Genomic DNA, 24,843 nt, shown 5'->3' with positions numbered 1-24,843 from the left:
CAAGCCTCTGTGACGTCTGTCTTCGCTGCACCGGCGCCCTACGGCAGGCCTTTCGTGGGAAGCTGACCTCATGCGAATCCAGCTCGCCCAGCGGGCCGAGGCCGACGACCTGCTCGGCCGCAGCCCGCTCGCCCTTCTCGTCGGCATGCTCCTCGATCAGCAGATCGCCATGGAGCAGGCCTTCGCCGGGCCGTACGTCATCTCGCAGAGGCTCGGACACGATCTGACCGCTGAGGAGATCGCCTCCTACGACCCGGAGAAGTTCGCCGCGCTGATGGCCGACAAGCCCGCGGTGCACCGCTATCCCAAGTCGATGGCGGGGCGCGTCCAGGAGCTCGCCGCCTACCTGGTCGAGCACCACGACGGCCGGGCCGAGGCGGTCTGGGAGGGTGTGGGCGACGGCAAGGAGCTGCTGAAGCGGCTGCTCGCGCTCCCCGGCTACGGCAAGCAGAAGGCCCAGATCTTCGTGGCCCTGCTCGGCAAGCAACTGGGGGTCCAGCCCGAGGGCTGGCGCGAGGCGGCGGGGCCGTACGGTGAGCAGGGATCGTTCCGTTCGGTGGCCGACGTGGTCGACGGCGACAGCCTCGTCAGGGTCAGGGAGACCAAGCAAGCTGCCAAGAAAGCCGCGAAGTAGGCAGATTTGACAGCTTCTGTTGACGGGATTTCGGCCGGGGCTTCCGTCCGCGGCGGCCTATCACCGATGATGTACTGCAGAATCCGGTCGCCCGGAGCTGCGCTACACCGATACAAGGTTTTGGAGATGTGCCGCGTGGGAGACCCTGGCACGCGACGGAGGTGCCGACCATGAGCGCCGAGACCTCCGTCCCACGTCCCCGGGAGTCGGGTGTGGACATCTCAGACTCCGCCCTGTTCAAGGGCCTGTTGTCGGAGGCGGAGTTCGCCTTCGCCTTCTTCGACGCCGACGGCAAGGTGTGTCGCGTGAACGACGTGTTCACCGACGTCGTCGGCGTGCCCGCCGAACGGCTGCTGGGCAAGCGGCCGACCGAGCTGATGGCCGCCGACCTCAGCCAGCTCATCACGCATGCCGTCCAGGCCGTGATCGAGACCGACGCGCCGGTGACCGAGGGGCGCGTGCGCGTGCGCTCGGCCGACGGCGACACCCGCCACTGGTCGCTGTCGTTCTCGCCGGTGCACTCCGCCGAGGGCGAGCTCGAGGCGGTCGCGCTGGTGGGCGCCGACGTCACCGAGAGCCGCCAGACCGAGGAGGAGCTGCGTCGCAGCGAGGAGCGTTACCGCTCGCTGGTCGAGGCTCAGTCGCAGCTCGTGTGGATCACCTCGCCCACCGGAGCGGTGATCGAGGACGCCCCGCAGTGGCGGGCGATCACCGGGCAGGGCTTGGAAGAATATCTGGCACACGGCTGGCTTGACGCTGTTCATCCAGATGAACGACGGCAGACGGACGAGGCGTGGCGTGAGGCGCTGCGCGGCCGGACCATGTTCGAGTGGAACTACCGGGTCCGCACCCGGGCCAGCGGCTACCGCTACTTCGAGGTTCGCGCGGTGCCGATCATCCGGCACGGCCGGGTGGTCGAGTGGGTCGGCGCCAACTCCGACGTCACGCCGCAGAAGGAAGCCGAGGAGATGCGCGGCCGGCTGACCGACCAGCTCGGCGCCGCCGCGCTGCGTACGGCACGCCTGCAGGGCGCCACGGCCCAGCTCGCCGAGGCGCTGACGGTCGAGCAGGTGGTCCAGGTCATCATCGACGTCGGGCGTACGGCTCTCGCGGCCGACCGCTCGGCGGTGGCGCTGCTCGACCTGGAGCGTGCCTCGCTGAAGCTCGTCAACGAGGAGGGCATCCCCGAGTCGCCGGGCGCGCCGGGCGAGGAGATCCCGCTGTCGCACTCCAGCGTGATGACCATGGCGGTCAACAGCCGCCGCCCGGTCTTCGCCGAGTCGCCGGAGTCCCTGAAGGCGCAGCTCCTGGAGGCCGGCGGCGACGAGGAGGTCCTGACCAACTACCTCGCCCACAGCGACGAGCGGGCCTGGGTGGGCCTGCCGCTGCTGGCCGCGGGCCGGGCGCTGGGAGCCCTGCGGTTCTCCTTCACGCGCCCGCAGAAGATCTCCCAGGAGGACGGCGTCTTCCTGGAGGCCCTGGCCGGGCAGTGCGCGCTGGCCGTGGAGCGGGCCACGCTCTTCGAGCGCGAGCACAAGACCGCCGAGACGCTGCAGCGCTCGCTCCTGCCCGACCGGCTGCCGGTCGTCAAGGGGCTGCTGCTGGCCCAGCGGTTCAGGAGCGGTTCGCGCCACGTCCAGGTCGGCGGCGACTGGTACGACGCGTTCGTCCTGCAGGACGGGCGGGTCGCGGCGGTCGTGGGCGACGTCATGGGCAAGGGCGTCAAGGCGGCGGCCGGCATGGGCCGCATCCGCAACGCCATGCGGGCGCTGGCGCTGACCAACCCTCCGCCCGCCTCGGTGCTGACCGGTCTCGACCGGGTCTTCGAGGCGACCGAGGAAGAGGAGCAGGTCACGACTTTGGCGTACATGGTGGTCGAGCCGGGCACCGGCGAGGGCACCCTGGCGCTGGCCGGTCACCCGCCGCCCGTCCTGGTCTCGCCCCAGGGCACCGCGGTGCTGTGCGAGGGCGAGCCGGGCACACCGCTCGGGTGGGCGACCTCGCGCCGGCAGTTCAGGTTCGTTGTGCCTCCGGGTCACACGGCGGTGCTCTACTCCGACGGACTGGTCGAAAACCGCAAGCGTGGGCTGGATGCGGGACTCGCGGAGCTATGCGCGGTTGTCAGCGAAGCGCCCCCGGAAGTCGTGACATCTCCGCACATGCTGCTGGATTTTCTGGTTGACCGAATGTTGTCCGGTTACGAGCAGGACGACGATGTGACCGCGCTAGCAATTCACGTCCCTCCTGCGACGAAGAGTGACTGAATGAAACAGTCATAACGGTTGCTTTCGGGTATCAGTGACCCGCTTCCGTACGCACTACTGTTCCGGTCGGCCTAGGGTGGAGGTCAACCGCCGGGAGGTGGCCGTATGGAGTGCTGAGCCGTGCCAGAATGCTGGTTGGTCCGTCGCACTCCGCACGGCGTTCTCTGTAGAGAGGCAAGCCCCCCAGCGGGCACTTGGGTCCATTGTCGCCACGCGTTCGTTCGAGAGGTGTTCGTGTCGCCTGCAAGTTCGACTCGCTCGAAGCCAAATGAGCTGAACGAGCCCGTCATTCAGCGACTGCTCGAGCGTGGGCGCTCGCAGGGTTATCTCGAGTCTGAGGATGTCAGAAAGGCCTTCGAGGAGGCCGACATCCCGATGTCGCAAGCCGCCGGGGTCCTGCGGACCCTCAGCAAGGAAGGCGTCATCGTCCGGTTGACCGCCGCTGACTCGGCGCCGCCGAAGAAGTCTCGTGGACCAGCAAAGCGCCGCACCGCCGCCCCCGTCAAGACCAAGATCGCAGCGGCCGCCAAGGAGCAGCAGCCCGAGACCGTGACAGCGGTCGTGCCTGAGGAGGCCAGGGCTGACGAAGTGGCGGAGCCTGCCAAGAAGCCGAAGAAGGCCGTGCCTGCCAAGAAGGCTGCGGCGCCCAAGGCGGAGGCCGTGACGGTCCCCGCCGACAAGAACGCGGCCCCCGCTCCCAAGGCCGCCGGCAAGGACTCCGACGAAGACGACGAGGATCTCGACCTCGAGGGCGAGGTCGACCTCGAAGACCTCGAAGACCTGGAGGTCGAGGACGAGGTCGTCGTCGAGGAGGAGGTCGAGGAGGAGACGGAGGAAGAGGCCGAGCCCAAGGTCGAGGCCCCTGTCGCCGCCGACGAGAAGTCCGACGACGAGGTCCTCATCCTCTCCGACGACGACGATGACGCCCCGGTCGCCCAGGTGGCCGCCGCCGGCGCCACCGCCGACCCGGTGAAGGACTACCTCAAGCAGATCGGCAAGGTCCCCCTGCTCAACGCCGAGCAGGAGGTCGAGCTGGCCAAGCGCATCGAGGCGGGCCTGTTCGCCGAGGAGCAGCTGGGCAGCGGCGAGGCCGACAATCTGCCGGTCGACGTGCGTGCCGAGCTCGAGTGGATCGCCGAAGACGGCCGCCGGGCCAAGAACCACCTGCTGGAGGCCAACCTCCGCCTCGTGGTCTCGCTGGCCAAGCGCTACACCGGCCGCGGCATGCTGTTCCTGGACCTGATCCAGGAGGGCAACCTCGGTCTGATCCGCGCCGTCGAGAAGTTCGACTACACCAAGGGCTACAAGTTCTCCACCTACGCCACGTGGTGGATCCGCCAGGCGATCACCCGGGCCATGGCCGACCAGGCGCGGACCATCCGCATCCCGGTCCACATGGTCGAAGTGATCAACAAGCTGGCCCGCGTCCAGCGGCAGATGCTGCAGGACCTCGGCCGCGAGCCCACGCCTGAAGAACTTGCCCGCGAGCTCGACATGACGCCCGAGAAGGTCGTCGAGGTCCAGAAGTACGGCCGCGAGCCCATCTCCCTCCACACCCCGCTGGGTGAGGAAGGCGACTCGGAGTTCGGCGACCTCATCGAAGACTCCGAGGCCATCGTCCCGGCCGACGCCGTCTCCTTCACGCTGTTGCAGGAGCAGTTGCACTCCGTTCTCGACACGTTGTCGGAGCGCGAGGCGGGCGTCGTGTCGATGCGGTTCGGGCTCACCGACGGACAGCCCAAGACGCTCGACGAGATCGGAAAGGTCTACGGGGTCACCCGTGAGCGGATCCGGCAGATCGAGTCGAAGACGATGTCCAAGCTTCGTCACCCGTCCCGGTCCCAGGTCCTGCGGGACTACCTGGACTAGGACCAGGAAGCGCGTGCTGCCGCTGGGGCCCCTTGGGGGGCTCCAGCGGTTTGCTGTTTACGGGGGTTGACGGAGACGGGCTCGGCTGGGCTTTGTGGGCCGGGCTTTGTGGGCCGGGCTGTGGGCCGGGCTTTGTGAGCTGGGCCTTGTGGGCTGGGCTTCGTGAGCCGGGCTCGACCCGGCTTGGGTGGCCTGGGTCGGGCGACTTCGGGCGTCCGGGCTCGACGGGTGGTCGGGGGCCGCCGCTCAGCGGTCCTTGGTCGGCTGGGGCTCAGGCGGTCTTTGAGGGCGCGGGGCTCAGGCGGTCATTCGGCTGGGCCGGGGCCCAGCCGGTCTTTGGATGGCCGGGCTCAGCCCGTTTCCACGTCCACCTTCTTCGAGCTCGCGTCCAGCCGTACGGCATAGCCGAGCTCGCCGAGGAGCTTCACCAGCGCCTCCGGCGTGGCAGGATCCTCGCCCGACTCGAGCAGCGCGCGGGCGATCTCACCCCGGGTGGCCTTGGCCATGTGGCTGACGACCTTGCCGTCGCTGAACACCCGCACGGCCACACCCTGGTGCTTCCACGCCCCCGCATAGGTGCTCGACCGCATGTCGACCACCAGGCCAGGAAGCCTGTCGAGCTCCGCGGTGATCGCCGGCCGCCAGAACGACGCCAGCCCGCCCAGCGGCGGCAGATTGACGCCCATGGACAGCCGATAGGGCGGAATCCGGTCGGTGACCCGCACGACTCCCCACAGCCCGGAGAAGATCAGCACCTGCTCCTCCGCCCGCTGTGCCGCCCCGGGGCTCAGCGTGCCCAGCCCGAGGTTGTCGTAGAGCACCCCCGTGTACAGCTCGGAGGCGGGCAGCGTGGCCGCCTCCTTGAGAACCACGTTCTTCGCCAACTCGTCCTTCTGCCCCTGGCTCAACCCCAGCACCTCCAGCGCGTCGCGGCGCTTGGAGGCCTTGACCAGGGCGCTGATCACCCGCCTGCGGTGGCGCTCCAGCTTGGAGAACGACAACTCGCCACGCGCGGGACCGTTCCCGGCCTGGGCCTTTCCTTCGGATGGGGGCAGCAGAATGAGCACGTCGCAGAGCTTAGTAGGGTGCGCGGATGGATCTGAGCCTGCTTGTGGACGAAGCGTGGCCCGCATTGGAGAGGCTTGACCACGGCCCGTGGACGTTCCGGGCATCGCAGGGGGTCACCAAGCGCGCCAACTCGGTGCTCGTCCGCGGGATGCCGGACGACCTGGAAGGTGCTGTGCTGGCCGCTGAGGCCTTCTACGCGTCCAGAGGGCTGCCCTGCGTCTTCTCGCTCGGGGGCGGGGCGGTGGACGACTTCCTGGCGGCTCGCGGATACGCGCTGGTGGAGCCGACGATGGGGATGTGGGCGACGGGGGAGCCGGAGGCTTCGCCGTACAGCTTGAAGATCTCCGACCAGCCGTGGGACGGGTGGATGGAGAGCTGGTGGGCGGTGGACGGGCGATACCCGTCGCAACTGCCCGTCGTGGCGGAGATCCTTCGCGGCGTGCCCAGCCTCTACGCCGCCTACGAGGAGGACGGCGTGGCTCTCGCGGTGGGGCGCGGGGTGGTGCAGGGAGGCGACGTACTGGGCCTGTACGGCATGGCCACGCTGCCTCGGGCCAGGCGGAGAGGGCTGGCGCGGGCGGTGCTCAGGGGGCTTCGGGCGCACGCGGGGGTGCCGAGGGCGTACCTGGTGGTGGTGGAGCGGAACACGGCCGCCCAGGCGTTGTACCGGGGGGAGGGGTTCGTGGCGCAGGGCGGATACCACTACCGGGTGCGCGCGGACGGGGCCGTTACGGGGCACACTCGCCCGCCGACACATCCGGCGTAGGGCGCCATCGGGCGCGGACATCACCCACCGGCGGTCGATCGCGCGTAGGGCGCCGCACGACGACGAAAAGGGCCGCGGTGGGGGCCGGAGGCATGGTCATGTGCGAACACGGCGGCCCCGAAGGTCGGGACCGCCGTGTCCATATGGTTGTTGCTCGCCGCCGGCGACGTCACTCGCCTGCGGCGCGATGTGGAGTTATACGATCAGCGCTCGCCCTCGGCCGCGGTGGCCGAGGTCTTGCTGAGTTTGGCGGATTCGTCGAGGATCTCCGCTCCCTTGTCGCGGAGGGCTGCTATGTGCTGACGACCATGGTGGGCGCAGAACAGAAGCTCCCCGCCTATGGGCAGAGTCGCGCGGATGTAGGCCTGGGCGCCACAACGGTCACAACGGTCGAGTGCCGTCAGCGGCTTAACGGGGGCGAGTGCTCCAGTCACGTATCGCCTTTCGGGTCACCCTCGCCGGAGCGAGGATCTGGCGTCAGTCACTTGGGACAACATCTAACCGGATGCGTACGTTCCCAACCGCACCTCCACTACGCCGAGAGCGGAATGTGGCCAAAAGTAATGATGATCAAGCGCTCTGTCATGTCAAACGTGTCGCCGTGGCAAGCTTGTATCCGCCCGGGCGGGAAGAACGGTAGGCTACGCACAGGTGTTCGATGCCGTGTTGGAAGGGGCCGATGTGACGGTGGTGGAGGCGGGTTACACAGCTCGTCACCTGTCGGTGCTCGAAGGGCTCGAGGCGGTGCGCAAGCGCCCGGGCATGTACATCGGGTCCACCGACAGCCGTGGCCTCATGCACTGTCTGTGGGAGATCGTCGACAACGGCGTCGACGAAGCGCTGGCGGGCTACTGCACGCGCATCGAAGTGGAGCTGCACGACGACGGATCGATCGAGGTCCGCGACAACGGCCGCGGCATCCCGGTCGACGTCGAGCCCAAGAGCGGCCTGGCGGGCGTCGAGCTCGTCTACACCAAGCTCCACGCGGGCGGAAAGTTCGGCACCGGCTCCTACACCGCCTCCGGCGGTCTCCACGGCGTGGGCGCCTCGGTCGTCAACGCCCTGTCGTCCCGGCTCGACGTCGAGGTCGACCGCGGTGGCAAGGTCCACCTCATCAGCTTTCGCCGCGGCGTGCCCGGCGTCTTCGACGGCGAAGGGCCCTCGGCCAAGTTCAAGAAGAAGTCCGGCCTGCACGACGGCGGCAGGGCCAAGCGCGGCGTCACCGGCACGCGCGTGCGCTTCTGGGCCGACCGGCAGATCTTCCTGCCCGACGCCGAGGTCTCGGTCGACGAGATCCACGTACGGCTGCGCCAGACCGCCTTCCTGGTTCCGGGCCTGACCCTCGTCCTCGTCCAGGGCGAGACGGTCGAGGAGTTCCGTTTCGACGGCGGCATCTCGGAGTTCACCGACTTCCTGGCCCGCGACGAGGCCGTCTGCGACGTGCTGCGCCTGCAGGGCCTCGGCCACTTCCACGAGACCGTCCCGGTCCTCGACGACCAGGGCCACATGACCCCGACCGAGGTCGAGCGCGAGCTCACCGTCGACGTGGCGCTGCGCTGGGGCAAGGGCTACGACACCACGGTCCGGTCCTTCGTCAACGTGATCGCCACCCCCAAGGGCGGCACCCACATCACCGGTTTCGAGCGCGGCCTGGTCAAGACGATCAACGAGCAGCTGCGCGAGACCCGCCTGCTCAAGAACGGCGACGACCCGGTCACCAAGGAAGACATCCTCGAGGGCCTCACCGCCGTCGTCACGGTCCGCGTGCCGGAGCCCCAGTTCGAGGGACAGACCAAGGAAGTGCTCGGCACCTCCGCGGCCACCCGCATCGTCTCCCACGTGCTCTCGCGCGAGCTCAAGGCGCTCTACGCCAACCCGCCGCGCGGCTTCAAGCAGCCGCTGCGCGGCGTGCTCGAAAAGATCGTCGCCGCCGCCAAGGCCCGCATCGCCGCCCGCGAACACCGCGACAACCAGCGCCGCAAGAGCGCTCTCGAAAACTCCGCCCTGCCGGCCAAGCTGGTCGACTGCCGCAGCGACGACGTCGACCGCAGCGAGCTGTTCATCGTCGAGGGAGACTCCGCCCTCGGCACCGCCAAGCTGGCGCGCGACTCGGAGTTCCAGGCGCTGCTGCCCATCCGCGGCAAGATCCTCAACGTGCAGAAGGCGTCCGTCGCCGACATGCTCAAGAACACCGAGTGCGCCGCGATCATCCAGGTCGTCGGCGCCGGCTCCGGCCGCTCGTTCGACCTCGAGGCCGCCCGCTACGGCAAGATCATCCTGATGGCCGACGCCGACGTCGACGGCGCCCACATCCGCTGCTTGCTGCTCACCCTCTTCCACCGCTACATGCGCCCCCTCGTCGAGGCCGGCCGCGTCTTCGCCGCCGTCCCGCCGCTGCACCGCATCGAGCTCACCAACCCGGGCAGGGGACAGGACAAGTACGTCTACTGCTACTCCGACGCCGAGCTGCACAAGGTCCTGCGCGACCTGGAGCGGCGCGGCAAGCGCTGGAAGGACCCGGTCCAGCGCTACAAGGGCCTGGGCGAGATGGACGCCGACCAGCTGGCCGAGACCACGATGGATCCGCGGCACCGCATCCTGCGCCGCGTGCGCATCGAGGACGCGGAGTCGGCTGAGCGGATCTTCAACCTGCTCATGGGGAGTGACGTCGCGCCTCGGCGTGAGTTCATCGTGAGCAGCGCGGCCGAGGTCGACCGCGACCACATCGACGCCTGACCGGACCTGCCTGACGTGGCCTGACCTGGCCGGACCTGCCTGGCCGTCGCATGGCGGAGGTTTGGCGCCTCCCGCCGTCGCCGCGCCCAGGGCGTGTCGGGCGATCACCCGCCATGGGCGGGCCGCAGGGCGCCGCGTGGCGGGTCTCGCGTGGCGGGTCTCGCGTGGCGGGCCGCCACATGGCGGGGTGTCGCGCGGCGGCGTGCCGGATGGCCGGGTGCTGCGTGGCCGGGTGCTGCGTGGCCGGGTGTCTGACCCTGGCGTCGGGTTCCGGGGCGTTGTGCCGGTGGTGGTGCCCGGGGTGTTGGGTCCAGGGCGTTGAGTCCCGGCGCGTCGTGTCCCGGCGCGTCGTGTCCAGGACGCCGCGTCCTCGCGCGTCGCGGTAGGGCGCGTTCACCCGCCCAGTGAGCCAGCCGCACCCCCGAGGCGCGGCCATGCGACCTCGTCGATCGCCAGCCAAGGCGCCACCGCCACTCCCGCGGGCGTCAGCCCCGCGAACACCCGCGCCTCGCGGCTGAGGTGCGACTGGTCCGCGTACCCGCTCCGAGCGGCCACCTCGGCCGCCGGGCGGCCCGAGGCGAGCAGGTGGGCGGCGTGATCGAACCGCACGAGCCGCGCCGCCCGCTTGGGCCCGATCCCGAGCTGCGCGCGGAAGCGCGCCCACAGGCGCTTGCGGCTCCACCCGACCTCGTCCGCCAGCCCTTCGACCCGGGCGCGGCCCCGGCTGCCCGCCAGCCGCCGCCAGACGTGCGCGACTGCCGGGTCGACGGCGTCGCGCGCGGCCAGCCGACGTGCCAGGAGCGCCGCGGCGATGGCGAAGCGTTCGTCCCACGACGAGGCCGCCCGCAGCCGCTCCTCCGCAAGGCGCGCCTCCTGCCCCCACAGCTGCTCCAGCGGCGCGAGTCCGCCGCTGAGCTCGGCCGACGCGCCTCCGAGCACCGCCGCGGCGGCGACCGGCTCCAGGCGGATCTGCAAGCACTCGCCCGCCCCCTGCCCGCCGGCCCGCAGGTCGCCGGGCATGAGGCCGACGACGACGCTGCCGCGTTCGTGGCGTTCCCGCGTGTCGTACACGGTGCCCTCGCCCTCGCTCAGGTCGATGAGCACCGTGACGGACGGGTGGGCGACCATGGCCAGGTCGATGTGGGTGGTGGCGCGGTGGCGGAAGCCCGCCATGGCGATTCCCGGCAGCCTGATCGAGGGGCGGGGGACGGCGATGTCCACCAGCGCCCAGTCGGGCGGCGAGCCGGTTTCCAGCACATGACTACTCTATGTCACGAAGTCGAGGAGCAGTCGGCCGGTCAGGCCGGGCTCCTCCATCATCGGCAGGTGGCCGACGCCGGGCAGCAGGTCGATGCGGGCTCCGGGCACCGCCTCGTACTGCCTGGCCGAGGAGGGCTCCCATCGCGGGTCGGCGGCGCCGAAGATCACGAGCGTGGGGATGCCGAGGGCGGCCAGCCGCCCGGGGACGTCACGTTCGGTGATGTAGGCGGTGTTGCCGTCCAGCACCTCGCGGAAGGCCCGGTAGGTGATGCCGCGCACGTCGGCGACGAGGTCGTCGGGAAGGTCGACCGGCCGCGCGGCGGTCACCTTGATGCCGCCGCGGATCATCGTGTCGGAGCGCCGCGACCAGACGAGCCGCCCGAACGGCGGTGTCAGGAGGAGCCTGAGCAGCAGCGGCTGGGGGAGCAGGGCGTCGGGGCTGGGCCCTGTGCTGATGAGCGTGAGCGAGCTCACCAGGTCCTGGCGTTGCTCGGCGAGTGAGGTGGCCACGTAGCCGCCGCTGGAGTGCCCGACGATGGCGACGCCGCTCAGGCCGAGGTCGTCGAGCACCGCCGCCACGCGGGCCGCCTGATGGGGCACGTCGTACGAACGGGCGGGAGGGGAGTGGCCGCAGCCGGGCAGGTCGACGCGGATGACGTGGTGCCGGGCGGCCAGGGCCGGGATCATCGGCTGCCAGAAGGCGCCCGAGGCGCCGGAGCCGTGGATGAGCAGCAGGGGCGGCCCGTGCCCCGGACCGTCGTGGGTCACGTGCAGGTCATGCGCTTGCCGTACGTCGTACTCCCTCATACGAACGATCATGCGCGCGTGGGAGGTGCGCCGTCTTGGACGAATGTCGCCCCGGCGGGCGTGCGCCGATTACGGTTTTCCGCCATCGGAGTCGGCGGCATCACCCCATGGTGGACGCTCCGGCAGCCTCCTAGCGTTGCCGTACGTGATCAGTCTCAAAGCTCTCACCAAGAAGTACGGCGACCATGCCGCCGTCGACGACCTGACGCTGGAGATCAAGCCGGGCGCGGTGACCGGCTTCCTCGGGCCGAACGGGGCGGGCAAGTCCACGACGATGCGGCTCATCCTCGGCCTCGACCGGCCCACGAGCGGCGTCGCGCTGGTCGGCGGCGTGCCGTACCACCGGTTGAAGGAGCCGCTGCGCACGGTCGGCGCGTTGCTCGACGCGCGGGCCATGCATCCGGGACGCAGCGGGCGGGCGCACCTGCGCGCGCTGGCGCGCAGCAACGGCATCGCGGTGGGGCGGGTCGCGCAGGTGCTGGAGATGGTCGGCATGGAGCCGGCGGCGGGCAAGCGGGCCGGCGCGCTGTCGCTGGGCATGAGCCAGCGGCTGGGCATCGCGGCGGCGCTGCTGGGCGATCCCGAGGTGCTGATGTTCGACGAACCCGTCAACGGGCTCGACCCCGACGGGGTGCGCTGGGTGCGGCAGCTGATGCGCTCGCTCGCGGACGAGGGGCGGACCGTCTTCGTCTCCAGCCACCTGATGAGCGAGATGCAGCTCACCGCCGACCACCTGGTGGTGATCGGCAAGGGGCGGTTGATCATGGACGCGCCGCTGCCCGAGGTCATCGCGCGCAGTTCGCTGACCGCCGTCGTGGTGCGCACGCCGTACGCCGGTGAGCTGGCCGTACGGCTGGCGGCGGCGGGAGGCGAGGTCACCAGGACGGGCGAGAGCGAGCTGCAGGTGACCGGCATGGCCGTCGAGCGGGTGGGCGATCTGGCGCACGAGGCGGGTGTGCGGCTGCACGAGCTGCGCACCAGGGAGGCGTCGCTGGAGCAGGCCTACCGGGAGCTGACCGAGTCGAGCGTGGAGTACGGGGTGCGGGGATGACGAACACGGTGGCGTCGGAGTGGGTGAAGGTGTGGTCGGTGCGCTCCACCTGGTGGTGCCTGGCGGCCACGATGGTGTTGATGGTGCTCACGGCCCTGACGCTGGGCGGCTCGGCGGTCACCGAGCAGCGCCAGGTGCTGGACGCCAGCGGCCCGGTGGTGTCGGCGACCTCGTTCGTGCAGTTCTCGCTGGTCGCGCTGGCCATGCTGGTGATCACCTCGGAGTACTCCTCGGGTTCGATCCGCTCCACGCTGCAGGCGACGCCGATCCGGGGGCGGGTGCTGGCGGCCAAGGCGCTGGTGGTGGCGCCGGTGCTGTTCGTGGCGGGGGTGGTGAGCGGCGCCGTGGCCACGGCGGTCGTCTATGTCGTGTTGTCCGCCGAGGTGTTCGGCGGGCTGGTACGGCTGGAGCCGGGTGCGCTGGTGCACGACCTGGTCACCGCCGGGGTGTTCTTCGCCCTCGTGGGCGTGATGACCGTCGGGACGGGTGCGGCGCTGCGTGGGGCGGCGGGCACGCTGACCGTGGTGTTCATGCTGCTCATGGGCCTGCCGCTGCTGCTGGTCATGACCGGGGTGCCGCTGGCGCTGGAGATCTCGCTGCGGATGCCGATGTTCGCCGGGCTGGCGTTCATGGGCAGCGCCGACAACCTGACCGGCGGGCCGATCCCGTACTCGGCGGGTGAGGGGCTGGCGTGGCTGGTGGGGTGGGCGGCGGTGGCGCTGGTCGCCGGGCTGGCCGTGCTCCGCCGGCGCGACGCCTAGACTGCTCGCCCGTGTCAGGAAATATCGCCATGCGCCGGGTGGGTGGGGTCGTCACGGGCCTGCTCCTCGGCCTTGCCGAGCTCGCGTTCGTCTGCGTGGCCTGGCCGGCGACGCTGCTTTCGCGCTGTCGTGGACGCGGCGGCGCCGTGGAGCGGCTGGCCGGCCGGTGGCTGGCCCGGCTGCTGGCCGCCGAGCGCTGGAGGCTGCGCCGGTGGTTCGACTACGAGGCGGGGCAGGGGCGCGGCGGCTACGGCTACCTGGCCGTGCGCGGGCTGCTGGGCGTGGTCGCGGGGTACGGCTTCGCGGCGGCGGTGTTCCTCACCGGGCTGCTGCTGGCCGGAGCGGTGTGGGACCTCGTCAGGGGAGCGTCGGAGCCCGTCCGGGTGATGCTGCCGGGCGTCCGCGTGGTCACCAGCGGCGCGGCGGTGGGGCTGACCGCGGCGGGGCTGCTGATCGCGCTCGTCGTCCTCGAGGCGACGGCGGTGGGGGCGGCCGAGCGCTGGCTGGCCGGGCGTTTCCTCGGGCCCGGCGAGGTGGAGCTGATGCGGCGCAGGATCGCCGAGCTGACCAGTACCCGGGCGGGCATCGTGCGGGCGGTCGACGACGAGCGCCGCCGTATCGAGCGGGACCTGCACGACGGGGTGCAGCAGCGCGGCGTGGCGCTGGCGATGTTGCTGGGACGTGCCAGGCACGAACTCGTCGCCGACGATGATCGCACGCTCCGCCGTACGGCAGAGCTGGTCGAGGAGGCCTACGGCGAGTCCCGGCGTCTCCTGGACGAGCTGCGCAGCGTCGCCTGGCGCGTCTATCCGACCGCCCTCGACGAGCTCGGCCTCGAAGCGGCGCTCGCGGGCGCCGCCGAACGTTCCCAGGTCCCGGTGACGATCCACCACGGCCTCACGGGCAGGCTGCCCTCGGAAGTCGAGACCGCGATCTACTTCGTCGTGCGCGAGACGATCACCAACGCGGTCAAGCACTCCGGCGCCGATGACATCCTGGTACTCCTGGAACAGGAGGGAGCGACCGTGAGCGTGAGCGTCTCCGACAACGGCCGCGGCGGGGCCGACCCGGCGGGCGGCGGTCTGGCCGGGCTGGCCAGGAGGGTGCTGGCCCTCGACGGCACGTTCGCGGTGCGCAGCCCGGAGGGCGGTCCGACCGAGGTCACCGCGAGGTTGCCGTGCGCCTGATCCTCGCCGACGACTCCGTCCTGCTCCGCGAGGGCCTGGTCAGGCTGCTGCACGACGCGGGTCACGAGGTCGTGGCGGCCGTTGGCGACGCGCCCGCGCTGCTGGCCGAGGTCGGGCGGCAGCGGCCCGACGTGGCGGTGGTCGACGTCCGCATGCCGCCCTCCCACCGCGACGAGGGTGTGCGGGCGGCGCTGGAGATCCGGGAGAGGCATCCCGGGGTGGGCGTGCTGCTGCTGTCGCAGTACGTGGAGAAGACCTATGCCGCCACCCTGCTCGGAGGCCGTCCCGGCGGCGTCGGCTACCTGCTGAAGGACCGCGTCTCGGAGGTGGCGGAGTTCCTGCGCGCGCTGGAGCGGGTGCGCTCGGGCGGCACCGTGGTCGACCCCGAGGTGGTGCGCCAGCTCCTGGCCAGGACCACCAACACCGATCCGCTGGCCACGCTGAGCCCTCGTGAGAGCCAGGTGCTCGACCTGCTGGCCCAGGGGTTCGTCAACGCGGCCGTCGCCGAGCGCCTGCACATCTCGCTGAGCACGGTGGAGAAGCACGTCAACGCCATCACCGACAAGCTCGACCTGCCGCGCGAGCCCGGCTACAGCCGCCGGGTGCTGGCGATCTTGCGCTACCTCGACGGCTGAAACCCTCCCGTGCGGGCAGCACAGAGAGCATGAAGCTGCTGGTCATCTGCAATCGGGCCGCCGGAGGGGTGGACGAGGAGGCGCGGGAGGAAGTCCTGCGGGAGCTGCGCGCGCATGCCGAGGTGGTGGTCGCCGAGGAGGTCGGCGGTTTCCCCGATCACATCCCCGTCGTCATGGGCGGCGACGGCAGCCTCCACCACGTGGTGCGGACCCTGCACGAGCGGGGCGAGCTGGGTGCGCGTGCGATCGGGCTGATCCCCATGGGCACCGGCAACGACCTGGCGCGCACCGCGGGCATCACGCCGGACAACGCCGTCAAGGCCGTGCTCGAAGGACGTGAACGCCCGATGGACCTGCTGGTCGACGACCACGACGGCGTCGTCGTCAACGCCGTGCACGTGGGCGTGGGAGCGGAGGCGTCGCAGCGCGCTCAGGCGCTCAAACCGGTGCTGGCCAGGCTGGCCTACCGGGTGGGCGCGGTGGTGGCCGGGGTGCGGGCGCGCGGGTGGCGGCTGCGGGTGACGGTCGACGGCGAGTGCGTCGCCGACGGGACGCGCAGGGTGCTGATGGTGGGACTGGGCAACGGCAGGACCATCGGCGGCGGCACGCCGCTTGCCCCGCGCGCCGAACCGGGCGACGGGCTGGTGGATGTGGTCGTGTCGTTCGCGGTCGGCCCGCTGCAGCGGCTGGCGTTCGGCGTACGGCTGCGCAGGGGCGAGCACACCCGGCTGGGGGAGGTGAAGGTGACGCGCGGCAGGAAGGTGTCGATCGCCGGCCAGCCGGTGCCGGTCAACGCGGACGGCGAGCTCGAAGGGAAGATCAACCGCCGCACCTGGACGGTGCTGCCGGGGGCGTGGAGGCTGCTGAGCCCGTGAGCGCCGGTCAGCGGCCGAGCATGTCGCCGATGACGTTGCGCAGCTCGTCGAACTCGGGCTTCATGTCCGCCACGTTGCGCGCGACCCTCGGCCGGTTGGTGAGCATGCCGTCCACCCCTGAGGCGAGCATGCGGCGCATGACCGCGGGCCGGTCGACCGTCGTACTGATCACCTTGATCCCGAGCTTGTGAGCCCGCCTGACGAACGGCACGCTGATCGAGTTGTGCCGCACCACGACCAGGTCGGCGAAGGCGGCCACGGAGGGCAGTCGGGCCAGGCTCACCGGACCGAGGGTCGCGCGCTGGGCATGGGTCTGCAGCCGCCGCAGGAACGCCCAGTCGTAGCTGAGCACGATGGTGTCGGAGGGCAGCTCGTCCAGCAGCTGGGTCAAGGGCGCGTCCATGGCCTTGGTGGGGTTCTTGACCTCCAGCACCAGCCCGGGGCCGTCGGAGGAGGCCGCGATCGCCTCGCGGACGGTGGGCACCCGCTGGCCGGTGAATCCGGCGCCGAACCAGCTGCCCGCGTCGAGCTGCTTGATCTCCGCGAGCGTGAAGTCGCTCACCCGCCACGGTGCGCGGTCGGGATAGAGCCGCTCGACGTCGGTGGTGCGGGCCAGGGTGGAGTCGTGCACCACGACGAGCTGGCCGTCCTTGGTCTGGCGCACGTCCAGCTCGTACATGTCGGCGCCTGCCGTACCCGCCGCCCGGAAGGCGGCCATCGTGTTCTCGGGAGCCACGGCGGACGCGCCGCGGTGCGCGACGACGAGCAGGTCGAGCGTGATCAATAGGGCTGCGAGCACTAAGTGATCATATATGTACAGGCAGTAGTTTTCGGGGCTGCCGCCCGGCATGTCCCCCCTTCATCCAGGAGATGCTCGGGGTGCGGGAGGCGCGGTCCAGGCGCCGGGCGACCGCGCGGCGGGTGGGCCGGGCGAGATCGCCCACCTGGTCGCCCAGATCCAGGAGGATCGCGCGGTCGGCGGGCCGCGCCGCGGCCGCCTCGCGGGCGGCGAAGACGATGGTGCAGCCCAGCTCCCGCACGTAGCGCGCCAGCATGGCGAAGAGCGCCGCTGATCCTGGCAGGTCCACGGCCAGCAGGCCGGGGCGTGTGCACAGCGCCCGGGCGATCGCCAGGGACCGCCGGTCGAACTCGCCGAGCGATCCCGCGGTCCTGTCCAGTTTGCCGCCCAGGCCCGCGATCGCCAGGATCCGCTCCCGCCACGCGGGATCGTCCGTGCCGGGCAGACACTCCGCGACGGTGCGCTCGGGAGCAAGCTGCCGCGTCCCCGCCACCAGGATCGTGTTCCTGCCGGGCCGGCTGCCAGGGGACTCGAGTCCGGCCAGGCATCGCAGGAAGGTGCTCTTGCCCGCCGATCCGTTGCCGATGACCGCGGTCAGCTCGCCGTCGCGGACATCGGCGGTGACGTCGTTGAGCGCGACGACCGAGCCGTACGTCACCGTGATTCCCGTCGATGGGCGGGGCTTTCTGAAGAGCATGGGACAAGACAATCACCCGCCTGCGGCCGTACGGCTCGGCCGACCGGGTATTGCGGCCTCCATCGAAAGTCGTAGTCACACGCCGAGGCGGTACGACCAGATCGCGGCCTGCACCCGATTGCCCACGCCGAGTTTGTTCAGCACGTGGCTGACGTGCGTCTTCACGGTCGCCTCGCTCATGAAGAGCTCCTGGGCGATGTCGGAGTTGGCCAGCCCTCGTGTGACGAGCCGCAGCACCTCGCGCTCCCGTTCCGTGAGGGTGTCGAAACGCCGGAGGATGTCCTCCGGCACCTCGGTGGCCGGCTGGTCGGCGAATTCGTTGATGACGCGCATCGTCACGCACGGCGAGAGCATCGCATTGCCCTCGGCGACGGTCTTGACCCCCTGGATGAGGTCGGCGGGCGGCGTGTCCTTCAGCAGGAAACCGACCGCTCCCGCTTTCAGCGCGCCGTAGATGTATTCGTCGAGGCCGAAGGTGGTCAGCACGATCACCTTCGGCGGATTCGGCAGCCGGGTCAGTTCGCGGGTGGTGGCCAGGCCGTCCGCCCTGGGCATGCGGATGTCGGTGAGCACGATGTCTGGCCGGTGGCGGTAGGCCAGCTCGACGGCCTCCACCCCGTCGGTCGCCTCGTCCACGACCACGATGTCGGGATCGGACTCCAGGATGGTGCGCAGCCCGTGACGGACCAGCGCCTCGTCGTCCACGAGCAGCAAGCGGATCATGACGGAGTCCTCCTGTACGGAAAGGTCGCCTCGATGCCGAGACCGCGGTCAGGCCGCCGGACGGTCCGGAAGGTGCCGCCGACGAGAGACACCCGTTCGGCGAGTGCGGCCAGCCAGGCCCCGTCCCGCCGGGGCCGTGGCCGGGGATTGGTGTGGACGACCGCGACGACGAGGTGGTCCGGCTCGTAGGAGAGGACGACCTCGACGTGGGTGTGAGGCTGATGGATCAGGATGTTCGAGCACCCCTCCGCGACGACGCGGTAGGCGGCGCGCTCGACCATGGGCGGCACCGTCCGCGCCTCGCCGGCCGTGCGGAGGCCGACGCTCAGCCCTGACCCGCGCAGCCGCTCCACCGTCGCCTCGATGTCACCGATGCCCAGCTGGGGTGAGAGCGGCGCGGGTCCCGTGCCGAGCGTGCCCGCGAACTGACGCAGCTCCGTCAGCGCGTCCTGGCCGGTGTGCCTGATCCGGCCGGCCATCTGGGTGACCCACCCGGTGCCCCTGGCGGCCGACACCTCGAGCGCTCCGGCGTCCACGACCATGAGGCTCACCTTGTGGGCGACCACGTCGCGCACCTCCTCGGCCATGCGCTCGCGCTCCTCTCCTCTGGCGAGGGCGACCATGCGTTCCCGCTCGGCCCGCAGCGCCTCCTCCCGCTCGTGGGTGGCGGCCACGTACCGCCAGGAGACGATCCCCCCGGCCGCGGCGGCCACCACGAAGGTGACCGTGTACAGCAGTTCCGCGGAGAGCGGCACGATCGACGGGTAGGTGCTCCACACCGCCAGGTCGAGGACGATCGCGAACGCCGCGATCGCCGACACCCTGGACACGGAGCCGGTGTAGCGCCCGGCGGAGAACAGGCCGAGGATGAGGATCGGGGGTCCGTAGGCGACCGCGTAGACGGCGCTGGAGATCACGGCGACGGTGAGCGGCCAGCGCCGCCGGAAGAGCAGCACCACGGCCGCCGCCGAGACGAGGACAAGGCCCCAGCCGCCGCCGACGAGAGCGTCAGCGCTCGGATTGAGGGTCTCGACCAGGCTGAACATGACGCATCCGGCAGACAGCAGCACATCGAGCGGCCGTGGCAACCACCGTATCCGCGTCGCCATAGTGATCATTTTTCCAGCGGGATCCGACTTTAGTCGTAGCAGTAAGTAGATATTCGGATGACTGGAATTGGCTTCTCGCTCGGGCATCCTGCGGCTGTGAAACGAAGTATCAGAGCTCAGGCGGCCGTCCTGGCGGCGGCGGTCATGGCCGTCGCCTGCCTGGTCCTGTGCGCGGTCTTCGTCCAGGGCGCGCGTCACGAGATGGTGGCCGAGGCCGTACGTGACGGCGTGCGCGCCTCGACGTCCGTGCTCGAGAGGATCAGCCACGGACGCACGCTCGACCTGCGGCTGCGCGCCTACCGGTCGTTCGCCCAGATCGTCGACGACTCGGGGAAGGTGCTCGCCGCCAGTCCCGAACTGCGCGGCAAGGCCGCCTTCTCGGGTGTTCCCGGCCGCGGCCGGCGGCCCACGGCCGACACCCGTACCTTCGAGCTGGCTCCCTCGGCGTTCTATCCCGCCTCTGCCCTGGAGGTCGACGCGCAGCGGATCCCGTTCGCGGGGAGGACGGTGAGCCTCTACACCTTCTCGCCCGTGCCTCCGCCGTACATCAGCGGCGCGCTCGTCGCGGCGCTGGCCCTCTGGACGGCCCTGGTCGCCGCGATCAGCGGCTCGACCGTCTGGTGGTGGCTGGGACGGCGGCTGCGCGGGGTCGAGGCGATCCGCCGCGACCTGGCCGAGATCACCGTGACCGATCTGTCCCGCCGGGTGCCCGAGGCGGGCCGCGACGAGGTCGGGCGGCTGGCCACGACGGTCAACGCGACCCTCGACCGGCTGGAGGAGGCGGTCGAGCGGCAACGCCGGTTCACCGCCGACGTCTCCCACGACCTGCGCGCCCCGATCGCCGCCATGCAACTCGAACTCGAGGACGCCCTGGACCATCCGGAGGACGTCGACTGGGTGACCTCGGGCGAGGCCATGCGGGCCGGACTCACGCGCCTGCACGCGATCGTCGCCGACCTGCTGCACCTGGCCAGGCTCGAGGCGGAGGACGGCGGAGCCCGCGAACCCGTCGAGCTGTCATCCCTGGTCCGGCGAGAGCTGGCGGCCAGGACGCGGCGCGTGGAGGTGCGCCGCGCCTTGGCCGAGGTGACGGTCGACGGGGACGAGGTGCATCTGGCCCGGCTGCTGAGCAACCTCCTCGACAACGCCGAGCGCCACGCCCGGAGCGTGATCACCGTCAGGGCGGGGCGGGAGCAGGGCCAGGCCGTCCTGTCCGTCTCCGACGACGGCGCCGGGATCGCGCCCGAGGACCGGGAGCGGATCTTCCAGCGTTTCGTCAGGCTGGCGGCCTCCCGCGGCCGCGACAGGAACGGCACCGGACTCGGCCTGCCGATCGCCCGCCGCATCGCCCACGCTCACGGCGGCACCCTGGAGGTCGCGGAGCAAGGGCCGGGAGCCTGCTTCGTGCTGCGGCTCCCGGCCTGGCCCGAGTGATCAGACGTCCACCGGAAGCAGCTTCCCGGTGCGCACGTCGTAGATCGCGCCGCCGACCGGCATGTCCTTCGGCAGGAAGGGGCTGGTGCGGATGCGGGTGAGGTCGTGCAGGAGGGCGGCGTGCTGGTCGGGCACGGTGTGGAACTCCAGGCTCCGCGTGTCGACCCCATGGCTCTGGGTCAGCTCGTACACGTCGGAGTCGGAGACCTTGGCCATGCCGCAGTCGGTGTGCGGCATCACCAGCACCCGCTCGACGCCGAGCAGGTAGACGGCCAGGACGAGCGTACGCAGCACGTCGTCGGTGACCCTGGCGCCGGCGTTGCGCAGGATCTTGGCGTCGCCGGGCTTGAGCCCGAGGAGGCCGAGCGGGTCGATGCGGGAGTCCATGCAGGTGACCACGGCCAGGCCCCGTGCGGCCTTCCCAGGAAGGCCCGAGTCGAGGAAGTCGCGCGCGTAGTCCGCGTTGGCGGCCAGCAGGTCGTCGAAAGCGGTCATGGCTAAATCATCCATCACGCCGGTTTCCTGCTGGTTTCCGGGTTCCATCTTTTCCATCCAGCCGCCATCGCACGTCACTTTGCGTGAAGATATGTTGCCGTGAGTATCAGTAGGACCCAACTGCTGGCCGACTACCTGCGCGGACAGGCACGGCGCAGCCTCGACCGGGTCGAGCCGAACGACGAGGGCCGCAACGCGCGCCGCGCGCTGGCCCTGCTGGACGCGGCCTGCTACGCCGAGAGGCTGCCCGAGGACGACCCGCTCGTCCAGCAGCTGGAGGACGCCGGCAGGTTCGGGCCGCTGGGCCGCGATCCCTTCGAACCGGACGAGCGGGGCAGACGGCTGGTCGCCGAATGGCAGGGCGCCGAGCCTTCGGAGCTGGTCCTGGCGTTGTCAGGCGGGCTCGTTGCCCGGCTTCCACTTGATGCCGCAACCGAGTGACGGGTTCTGCGGCCCCCCGACCGGACGGCCCTCCAGCAGCGCGTCGATCGCCGCGCGCAGGGACGCTCCGGTCACCGGCACGTCGTTGGACGGCCGCGCGTCGTCGAACTCGCCGCGATAGGCGAGCCTGAGGTCGGCGTCGTAGAGGAAGAAGTCGGGCGTGCACGCCGCCCGGTAGGCCTTGGCCACCTCCTGGGTGTCGTCCAGGAGGTACGGGAAGCCGAATCCGGCACGCCTGGCCTGCTCCGCCAGGTGTGTGGCGTCGTCGTCCGGGTAGCGGACGTGGTCGTTGCTGCAGATGGCGACCACCGAGACACGCGAGCCGTAGTCGGCCGCCAGCTGTCCCAGGCCGTTCTCGATGCGCTTGACGTAGGGGCAGTGGTTCGACAGGAAGATGATCAAAGTGGCCGGTGAGCCCTTGAGATCGGACAGGCTCACGCTGCCGCCGTCGATCGCCGTCAGATGGAAGTCGGGGGCGGGCGTGCCGAGGGGGACCATGAAGGAATTGACAGCCATGAGAGGAGTCAATCATGCCGGGAATCGTACGTTTCCGTAGCACGGTGCTCGACTGCCCGGACACCCTCGCCCTGGGGCGGTTCTACGCCGATCTGCTCGGCTGGAAGCTCACGGGCGACGCCGAGTGGGCCGTGGTGTCCGACGGCTCCATGCGCCTGGCCTTCCAGCAGGTGCTTGGACACCGGCCGCCGGACTGGCCGGACGACGAGCGGCCGCAGCAGTTCCACCTCGACCTCGCGGTGGATGACATGGAGGAGGCTGAGAAGCGGGCGCTGGAGCTTGGGGCGCGCAAGCACGAGGTCCAGCCGAGCGAGGATGACGAGTGGCGCGTCTTCGTCGACCCGGCGGGGCACCCGTTCTGCCTGTGCCGTTAGCCGTTAGCCGTTAGCCGTTAGCCGTTAGCCGTTAGCCGTTAGCCGTTAGCCGTTAGCCGTACGGCCGGCGGGCGCGTGGGCCGTCGCGCTCGTCCTGTCGGGTATCGCGCTCGCCCTCTTGGCCGTCGTGCTCGTCCTGTCGGTTACCGCGCCCGCCCTCTTGGTCGTCGCGTCGGCCGGCCTGCTCGATTCGCCAACCCGGCGACCGCCGGCCGTCCCTGCCCGCCCTCGGCCTGTGAGCCGGAATTGTCGGTGCCACCAGGCATGATGGCCTTATGACGGACGCGCCTCCCAGCACTGTGATCGCCGACGAGACCGCCTACGCCGAGGCGGTTCAGCTCGCCCTCGACTCCGCGGCGGCCTACTACGCCGACGGCACCTCGACGCTCGACGACGACGCCTACGACCGCCTCGTGCGCGGCATCGAGGCCTACGAGGGCGAGCATCCCGACCAGGTCCTGCCGCAGTCGCCGACCGGCAAGGTCGCGGGCGGCGCGGTGGTCGGCGACGTGCCCCACACCGTGCCGATGCTCAGCCTCGACAACGTGTTCGGCGCCGACCAGCTGGCCGACTGGGCGGCCTCGCTGGAGCGGCGCATCGGCCGTCCGGTCACCGCGTGGAGTGTGGAGCCCAAGCTCGACGGCCTGGCCATCTCGGCCCGCTACCGCCGCGGGCGGCTGGTCCAGCTTGTCACCCGCGGCGACGGCGTCGCGGGCGAAGACGTCAGCCACGCGATGGGCACCATCGTCGGCCTGCCCGACCGGCTGGCCGACACGGTCACGGTCGAGCTGCGGGGCGAGGTCATGATGACCGCCGCCCAGTTCGACGAGGCGTGCGCCAAGCGCCAGGCCCACGACGGCACCACCTTCGCCAACCCGCGCAGCGCCGCCGCGGGCACGCTGCGCACCCGCGAGCGGCCCTACGTCTGCGAGCTGACCTTCTTCGGGTACGGCGCGCTGCCCGCGCCCGACGACTCCTCCGAGCTGGCGACGCGGTTGCGTGAGCTGCCGCACAGCGAGGTCATGGGCTGGGTGTCCGGCCAGGGTGTGCAGACCACCGACGCGACGCCGGTCGCGGGCATCGTCGCCGAGACCCTGGAGCAGGTCCAGAAGCGCGTCGACGAGATCGCCGCGGCCCGGCCCGAGTTGGAGTTCGGCATCGACGGCATCGTCGTCAAGTGCGACCTCGCGGCCGACCAGGCCGTGGCCGGCTTCAGCTCGCGCGCCCCGCGCTGGGCGGTCGCCTACAAGCTGCCCGCCACCGAGAAGATCACCAAGCTGGTCGGTGTCGAGTGGAACACCGGCCGCACCGGCATCATCGCCCCGCGCGCCGTACTGGAGCCGGTCGAGCTCGACGGCAGCGTCGTCACCTACGCCACCCTCCACAACGTCGCCGACATCACCCGGCGCGGCCTGATGCTCGGCGACTCCGTCACCGTCTACAAGGCGGGCGACGTGATCCCGCGCGTCGAGGCGCCGGTGGTGCACCTGCGCACCGGCGACGAGCAGCCGATCCCGATCCCTTCCGTCTGTCCCTCCTGCGGCGACGCCATCGACATGTCGCAGGAGCGCTGGCGCTGCGTGCGCGGGCGCGCCTGCCGCGCCATCGCCTCCATCAGCTACGCCGCCGGCCGCGACCAGCTCGACATCGAGGGCCTGGCCGACAACCGCATCAAGCAACTCCTCGACGCCGAGATGATCGCCGACTTCGCCGACCTGTTCTACCTCACCCGGGACCAGCTGCTCAGCCTGGAACGCATGGGCGCGGTCAGCACCGACAACCTGCTGGCCGCCTTCGAGCGGGCCAAGGCCCAGCCGCTCAGCCGCGTCTTCTGCGCGCTGGGCGTACGCGGCACCGGCCGGTCCATGAGCCGCCGCATCGCCCGCCACTTCGGCACGATGGAGGCCATCCGCGCCGCCGACGCCCTGGCCATCCAGCAGGTCGAGGGCATCGGCCCCGAGAAGGCGCCGGTCGTCGTCGCCGAACTCGCCGAGCTGGCGCCGCTCATCGACAAGCTGGTCGCCGCCGGGGTCACCATGACCGAGCCCGGCGTCGACCCGTCGGGATCCGCGACGTCGGCTCCGGAGCTGCCGCTGTCGGGCATGTCCGTCGTGGTCACCGGCGCGATGTCGGGGCCGCTGGAGGAGCTGTCGCGCAACCAGGTCAACGAGCTGATCGAGCGGGCGGGCGGCAAGGCCTCCTCCAGCGTCTCGGCCAAGACCTCACTGCTGGTCGCGGGGGAGAAGGCGGGGTCCAAGCGCGCCAAGGCCGAGCAGCTCCAGGTGCGGGTCGTGAGCCCGGAGGAGTTCGCCGAGCTGGTGAGCGAGTTCTTGCCGTAGCTC

General features: G+C 70.9%; 24 protein-coding genes. 14 read left to right on the top strand and 10 right to left on the bottom strand.

The annotated features are described in order from the left end of the window. Positions 1-70 precede the first annotated feature (70 nt). The 3 genes from HNR30_RS40255 to HNR30_RS40245 all read left to right on the top strand — a co-directional run bounded on the left by HNR30_RS40255 (position 71) and on the right by HNR30_RS40245 (position 4,767). Positions 71-634: an HhH-GPD-type base excision DNA repair protein gene (locus tag HNR30_RS40255; protein WP_181615436.1), complete on the top strand. Its 564-nt coding sequence runs from the start codon at positions 71-73 to the stop codon at positions 632-634. 170 nt (positions 635-804) lie between these two features. After that, positions 805-2,898, top strand: a complete 2,094-nt coding sequence (locus HNR30_RS40250) for a SpoIIE family protein phosphatase (RefSeq protein ID WP_181615435.1) — start codon at positions 805-807, stop codon at positions 2,896-2,898. 234 nt (positions 2,899-3,132) lie between these two features. Continuing rightward, complete coding sequence (locus HNR30_RS40245) at positions 3,133-4,767, top strand: RNA polymerase sigma factor (RefSeq protein ID WP_181615434.1); 1,635 nt, start codon at positions 3,133-3,135, stop codon at positions 4,765-4,767. Between the two features lie 350 nt (positions 4,768-5,117). On the opposite strand, the gene HNR30_RS40240 is transcribed toward HNR30_RS40245, so the two are convergent. Then, entirely contained in the window at positions 5,118-5,834 is a 717-nt protein-coding gene (locus HNR30_RS40240; RefSeq protein WP_181615433.1) for a YaaA family protein, read from the bottom strand. A gap of 26 nt (positions 5,835-5,860) precedes the next feature. Here HNR30_RS40240 and HNR30_RS40235 point away from each other — a divergent pair, with 26 nt between their 5' ends. Further along, the gene (locus HNR30_RS40235; RefSeq protein WP_181615432.1) at positions 5,861-6,601 is read left to right on the top strand and encodes a GNAT family N-acetyltransferase; all 741 of its coding nucleotides are present in this window, start codon (positions 5,861-5,863) and stop codon (positions 6,599-6,601) included. 203 nt (positions 6,602-6,804) lie between these two features. Here the strand turns inward: HNR30_RS40235 and HNR30_RS48690 are convergent, their stop codons facing one another. After that, complete coding sequence (locus tag HNR30_RS48690; RefSeq protein ID WP_312894994.1) at positions 6,805-7,035, bottom strand: DUF7455 domain-containing protein; 231 nt, start codon at positions 7,033-7,035, stop codon at positions 6,805-6,807. Between the two features lie 247 nt (positions 7,036-7,282). Here HNR30_RS48690 and HNR30_RS40230 point away from each other — a divergent pair, with 247 nt between their 5' ends. Next, the gene (locus HNR30_RS40230) at positions 7,283-9,337 is read left to right on the top strand and encodes a DNA gyrase/topoisomerase IV subunit B (protein ID WP_181615647.1); all 2,055 of its coding nucleotides are present in this window, start codon (positions 7,283-7,285) and stop codon (positions 9,335-9,337) included. Positions 9,338-9,730: 393 nt separating this feature from the next. Here HNR30_RS40230 and HNR30_RS40225 read toward each other — a convergent pair whose 3' ends face one another. Together HNR30_RS40225 and HNR30_RS40220 are read right to left on the bottom strand one after the other, a co-directional pair. After that, a complete protein-coding gene (locus HNR30_RS40225; RefSeq protein WP_312894993.1) occupies positions 9,731-10,594 on the bottom strand; it encodes an AraC family transcriptional regulator in 864 nt (287 codons plus the stop codon). A 9-nt stretch (positions 10,595-10,603) separates the two neighbouring features. Beyond that, positions 10,604-11,404 (bottom strand): alpha/beta fold hydrolase, encoded by an 801-nt coding sequence (locus tag HNR30_RS40220; RefSeq protein ID WP_181615431.1) that lies wholly within the window; start codon positions 11,402-11,404, stop codon positions 10,604-10,606. Positions 11,405-11,549: 145 nt separating this feature from the next. On the opposite strand from HNR30_RS40220, the gene HNR30_RS40215 reads away from it, so the two are divergent. From HNR30_RS40215 to HNR30_RS40195, 5 genes are read left to right on the top strand one after another with little or no spacing between them, the layout of a single operon-like run. Next, complete coding sequence (locus HNR30_RS40215) at positions 11,550-12,455, top strand: ATP-binding cassette domain-containing protein (RefSeq protein ID WP_181615430.1); 906 nt, start codon at positions 11,550-11,552, stop codon at positions 12,453-12,455. Then, positions 12,452-13,216 (top strand): ABC transporter permease, encoded by a 765-nt coding sequence (locus tag HNR30_RS40210; protein ID WP_181615429.1) that lies wholly within the window; start codon positions 12,452-12,454, stop codon positions 13,214-13,216. Before HNR30_RS40215 ends, HNR30_RS40210 begins: the two co-directional genes overlap by 4 nt. Positions 13,217-13,227: 11 nt before the next feature. After that, positions 13,228-14,403: a sensor histidine kinase gene (locus HNR30_RS40205; protein WP_312894992.1), complete on the top strand. Its 1,176-nt coding sequence runs from the start codon at positions 13,228-13,230 to the stop codon at positions 14,401-14,403. Continuing rightward, on the top strand, positions 14,394-15,038 hold the full coding sequence (locus HNR30_RS40200; RefSeq protein ID WP_181615428.1) for a response regulator transcription factor: 645 nt from the start codon (positions 14,394-14,396) through the stop codon (positions 15,036-15,038). The genes HNR30_RS40205 and HNR30_RS40200 overlap by 10 nt, the downstream gene beginning before the upstream one ends. 29 nt (positions 15,039-15,067) lie before the next feature. Then, positions 15,068-15,913 (top strand): diacylglycerol/lipid kinase family protein, encoded by an 846-nt coding sequence (locus HNR30_RS40195; protein WP_181615427.1) that lies wholly within the window; start codon positions 15,068-15,070, stop codon positions 15,911-15,913. A 7-nt stretch (positions 15,914-15,920) separates the two neighbouring features. Here the strand turns inward: HNR30_RS40195 and HNR30_RS40190 are convergent, their stop codons facing one another. From HNR30_RS40190 to HNR30_RS40175, 4 genes are all read right to left on the bottom strand, one after another. Beyond that, entirely contained in the window at positions 15,921-16,712 is a 792-nt protein-coding gene (locus HNR30_RS40190) for a glycerophosphodiester phosphodiesterase (protein ID WP_220134552.1), read from the bottom strand. A gap of 7 nt (positions 16,713-16,719) precedes the next feature. Next, positions 16,720-17,409 carry an ATP-binding cassette domain-containing protein gene (locus HNR30_RS40185; protein WP_181615426.1) on the bottom strand — a complete coding sequence of 230 codons (690 nt, stop codon included), beginning with the start codon at positions 17,407-17,409 and terminating at the stop codon, positions 16,720-16,722. 75 nt (positions 17,410-17,484) lie between these two features. Then, on the bottom strand, positions 17,485-18,132 hold the full coding sequence (locus HNR30_RS40180; RefSeq protein WP_181615425.1) for a response regulator: 648 nt from the start codon (positions 18,130-18,132) through the stop codon (positions 17,485-17,487). Next, entirely contained in the window at positions 18,129-19,241 is a 1,113-nt protein-coding gene (locus HNR30_RS40175; RefSeq protein ID WP_181615424.1) for a sensor histidine kinase, read from the bottom strand. The genes HNR30_RS40180 and HNR30_RS40175 overlap by 4 nt, the downstream gene beginning before the upstream one ends. 96 nt (positions 19,242-19,337) lie before the next feature. On the opposite strand from HNR30_RS40175, the gene HNR30_RS40170 reads away from it, so the two are divergent. After that, positions 19,338-20,675, top strand: coding sequence for a sensor histidine kinase (locus tag HNR30_RS40170; RefSeq protein WP_181615423.1), 1,338 nt, complete (start codon positions 19,338-19,340; stop codon positions 20,673-20,675). Here HNR30_RS40170 and HNR30_RS40165 read toward each other — a convergent pair whose 3' ends face one another. After that, positions 20,676-21,170, bottom strand: coding sequence for a beta-class carbonic anhydrase (locus HNR30_RS40165; protein WP_181615422.1), 495 nt, complete (start codon positions 21,168-21,170; stop codon positions 20,676-20,678). It lies immediately after the preceding gene. Positions 21,171-21,269: 99 nt separating this feature from the next. Here HNR30_RS40165 and HNR30_RS40160 point away from each other — a divergent pair, with 99 nt between their 5' ends. Then, complete coding sequence (locus HNR30_RS40160; protein WP_312894990.1) at positions 21,270-21,611, top strand: hypothetical protein; 342 nt, start codon at positions 21,270-21,272, stop codon at positions 21,609-21,611. Here HNR30_RS40160 and HNR30_RS40155 read toward each other — a convergent pair. Next, positions 21,564-22,127, bottom strand: coding sequence for a thioredoxin family protein (locus HNR30_RS40155; RefSeq protein WP_181615421.1), 564 nt, complete (start codon positions 22,125-22,127; stop codon positions 21,564-21,566). The two genes, HNR30_RS40160 and HNR30_RS40155, sit on opposite strands and share 48 nt — an antisense overlap. Before the next feature lie 14 nt (positions 22,128-22,141). Here HNR30_RS40155 and HNR30_RS40150 point away from each other — a divergent pair, with 14 nt between their 5' ends. Together HNR30_RS40150 and ligA are read left to right on the top strand one after the other, a co-directional pair. After that, positions 22,142-22,501, top strand: coding sequence for a VOC family protein (locus tag HNR30_RS40150; protein WP_181615420.1), 360 nt, complete (start codon positions 22,142-22,144; stop codon positions 22,499-22,501). 275 nt (positions 22,502-22,776) lie between these two features. Further along, on the top strand, positions 22,777-24,840 hold the full coding sequence (gene ligA, locus HNR30_RS40145) for an NAD-dependent DNA ligase LigA (RefSeq protein WP_181615419.1): 2,064 nt from the start codon (positions 22,777-22,779) through the stop codon (positions 24,838-24,840). Positions 24,841-24,843 lie beyond the last annotated feature (3 nt).

Origin of the sequence: Nonomuraea soli (assembly GCF_013761175.1) — a bacterium.
Classification (GTDB): Bacteria; Actinomycetota; Actinomycetes; order Streptosporangiales; family Streptosporangiaceae; genus Nonomuraea; species Nonomuraea soli.
Note: the sequence above shows the minus strand (reverse complement) of the source record. Positions and strands in the feature narration are given on the sequence as shown.

Bases quoted from the DNA above. Each gene is read 5' to 3' on its own strand.
- HNR30_RS40165 (WP_181615422.1), bottom strand. From the start codon at position 21,170: ATGACCGCTTTCGACGACCTGCTGGCCGCCAACGCGGACTACGCGCGC.
- HNR30_RS40250 (WP_181615435.1), top strand. From the start codon at position 805: ATGAGCGCCGAGACCTCCGTCCCACGTCCCCGGGAGTCGGGTGTGGAC.
- HNR30_RS40195 (WP_181615427.1), top strand. From the start codon at position 15,068: ATGAAGCTGCTGGTCATCTGCAATCGGGCCGCCGGAGGGGTGGACGAG.
- HNR30_RS40210 (WP_181615429.1), top strand. From the start codon at position 12,452: ATGACGAACACGGTGGCGTCGGAGTGGGTGAAGGTGTGGTCGGTGCGC.
- ligA (WP_181615419.1), top strand. From the start codon at position 22,777: ATGACGGACGCGCCTCCCAGCACTGTGATCGCCGACGAGACCGCCTAC.
- HNR30_RS40155 (WP_181615421.1), bottom strand. From the start codon at position 22,127: ATGGCTGTCAATTCCTTCATGGTCCCCCTCGGCACGCCCGCCCCCGAC.
- HNR30_RS40220 (WP_181615431.1), bottom strand. From the start codon at position 11,404: ATGAGGGAGTACGACGTACGGCAAGCGCATGACCTGCACGTGACCCAC.
- HNR30_RS40180 (WP_181615425.1), bottom strand. From the start codon at position 18,132: ATGATCCGCTTGCTGCTCGTGGACGACGAGGCGCTGGTCCGTCACGGG.
- HNR30_RS40255 (WP_181615436.1), top strand. From the start codon at position 71: ATGCGAATCCAGCTCGCCCAGCGGGCCGAGGCCGACGACCTGCTCGGC.
- HNR30_RS40175 (WP_181615424.1), bottom strand. From the start codon at position 19,241: ATGGCGACGCGGATACGGTGGTTGCCACGGCCGCTCGATGTGCTGCTG.
- HNR30_RS40235 (WP_181615432.1), top strand. From the start codon at position 5,861: ATGGATCTGAGCCTGCTTGTGGACGAAGCGTGGCCCGCATTGGAGAGG.
- HNR30_RS40185 (WP_181615426.1), bottom strand. From the start codon at position 17,409: ATGCTCTTCAGAAAGCCCCGCCCATCGACGGGAATCACGGTGACGTAC.
- HNR30_RS40150 (WP_181615420.1), top strand. From the start codon at position 22,142: ATGCCGGGAATCGTACGTTTCCGTAGCACGGTGCTCGACTGCCCGGAC.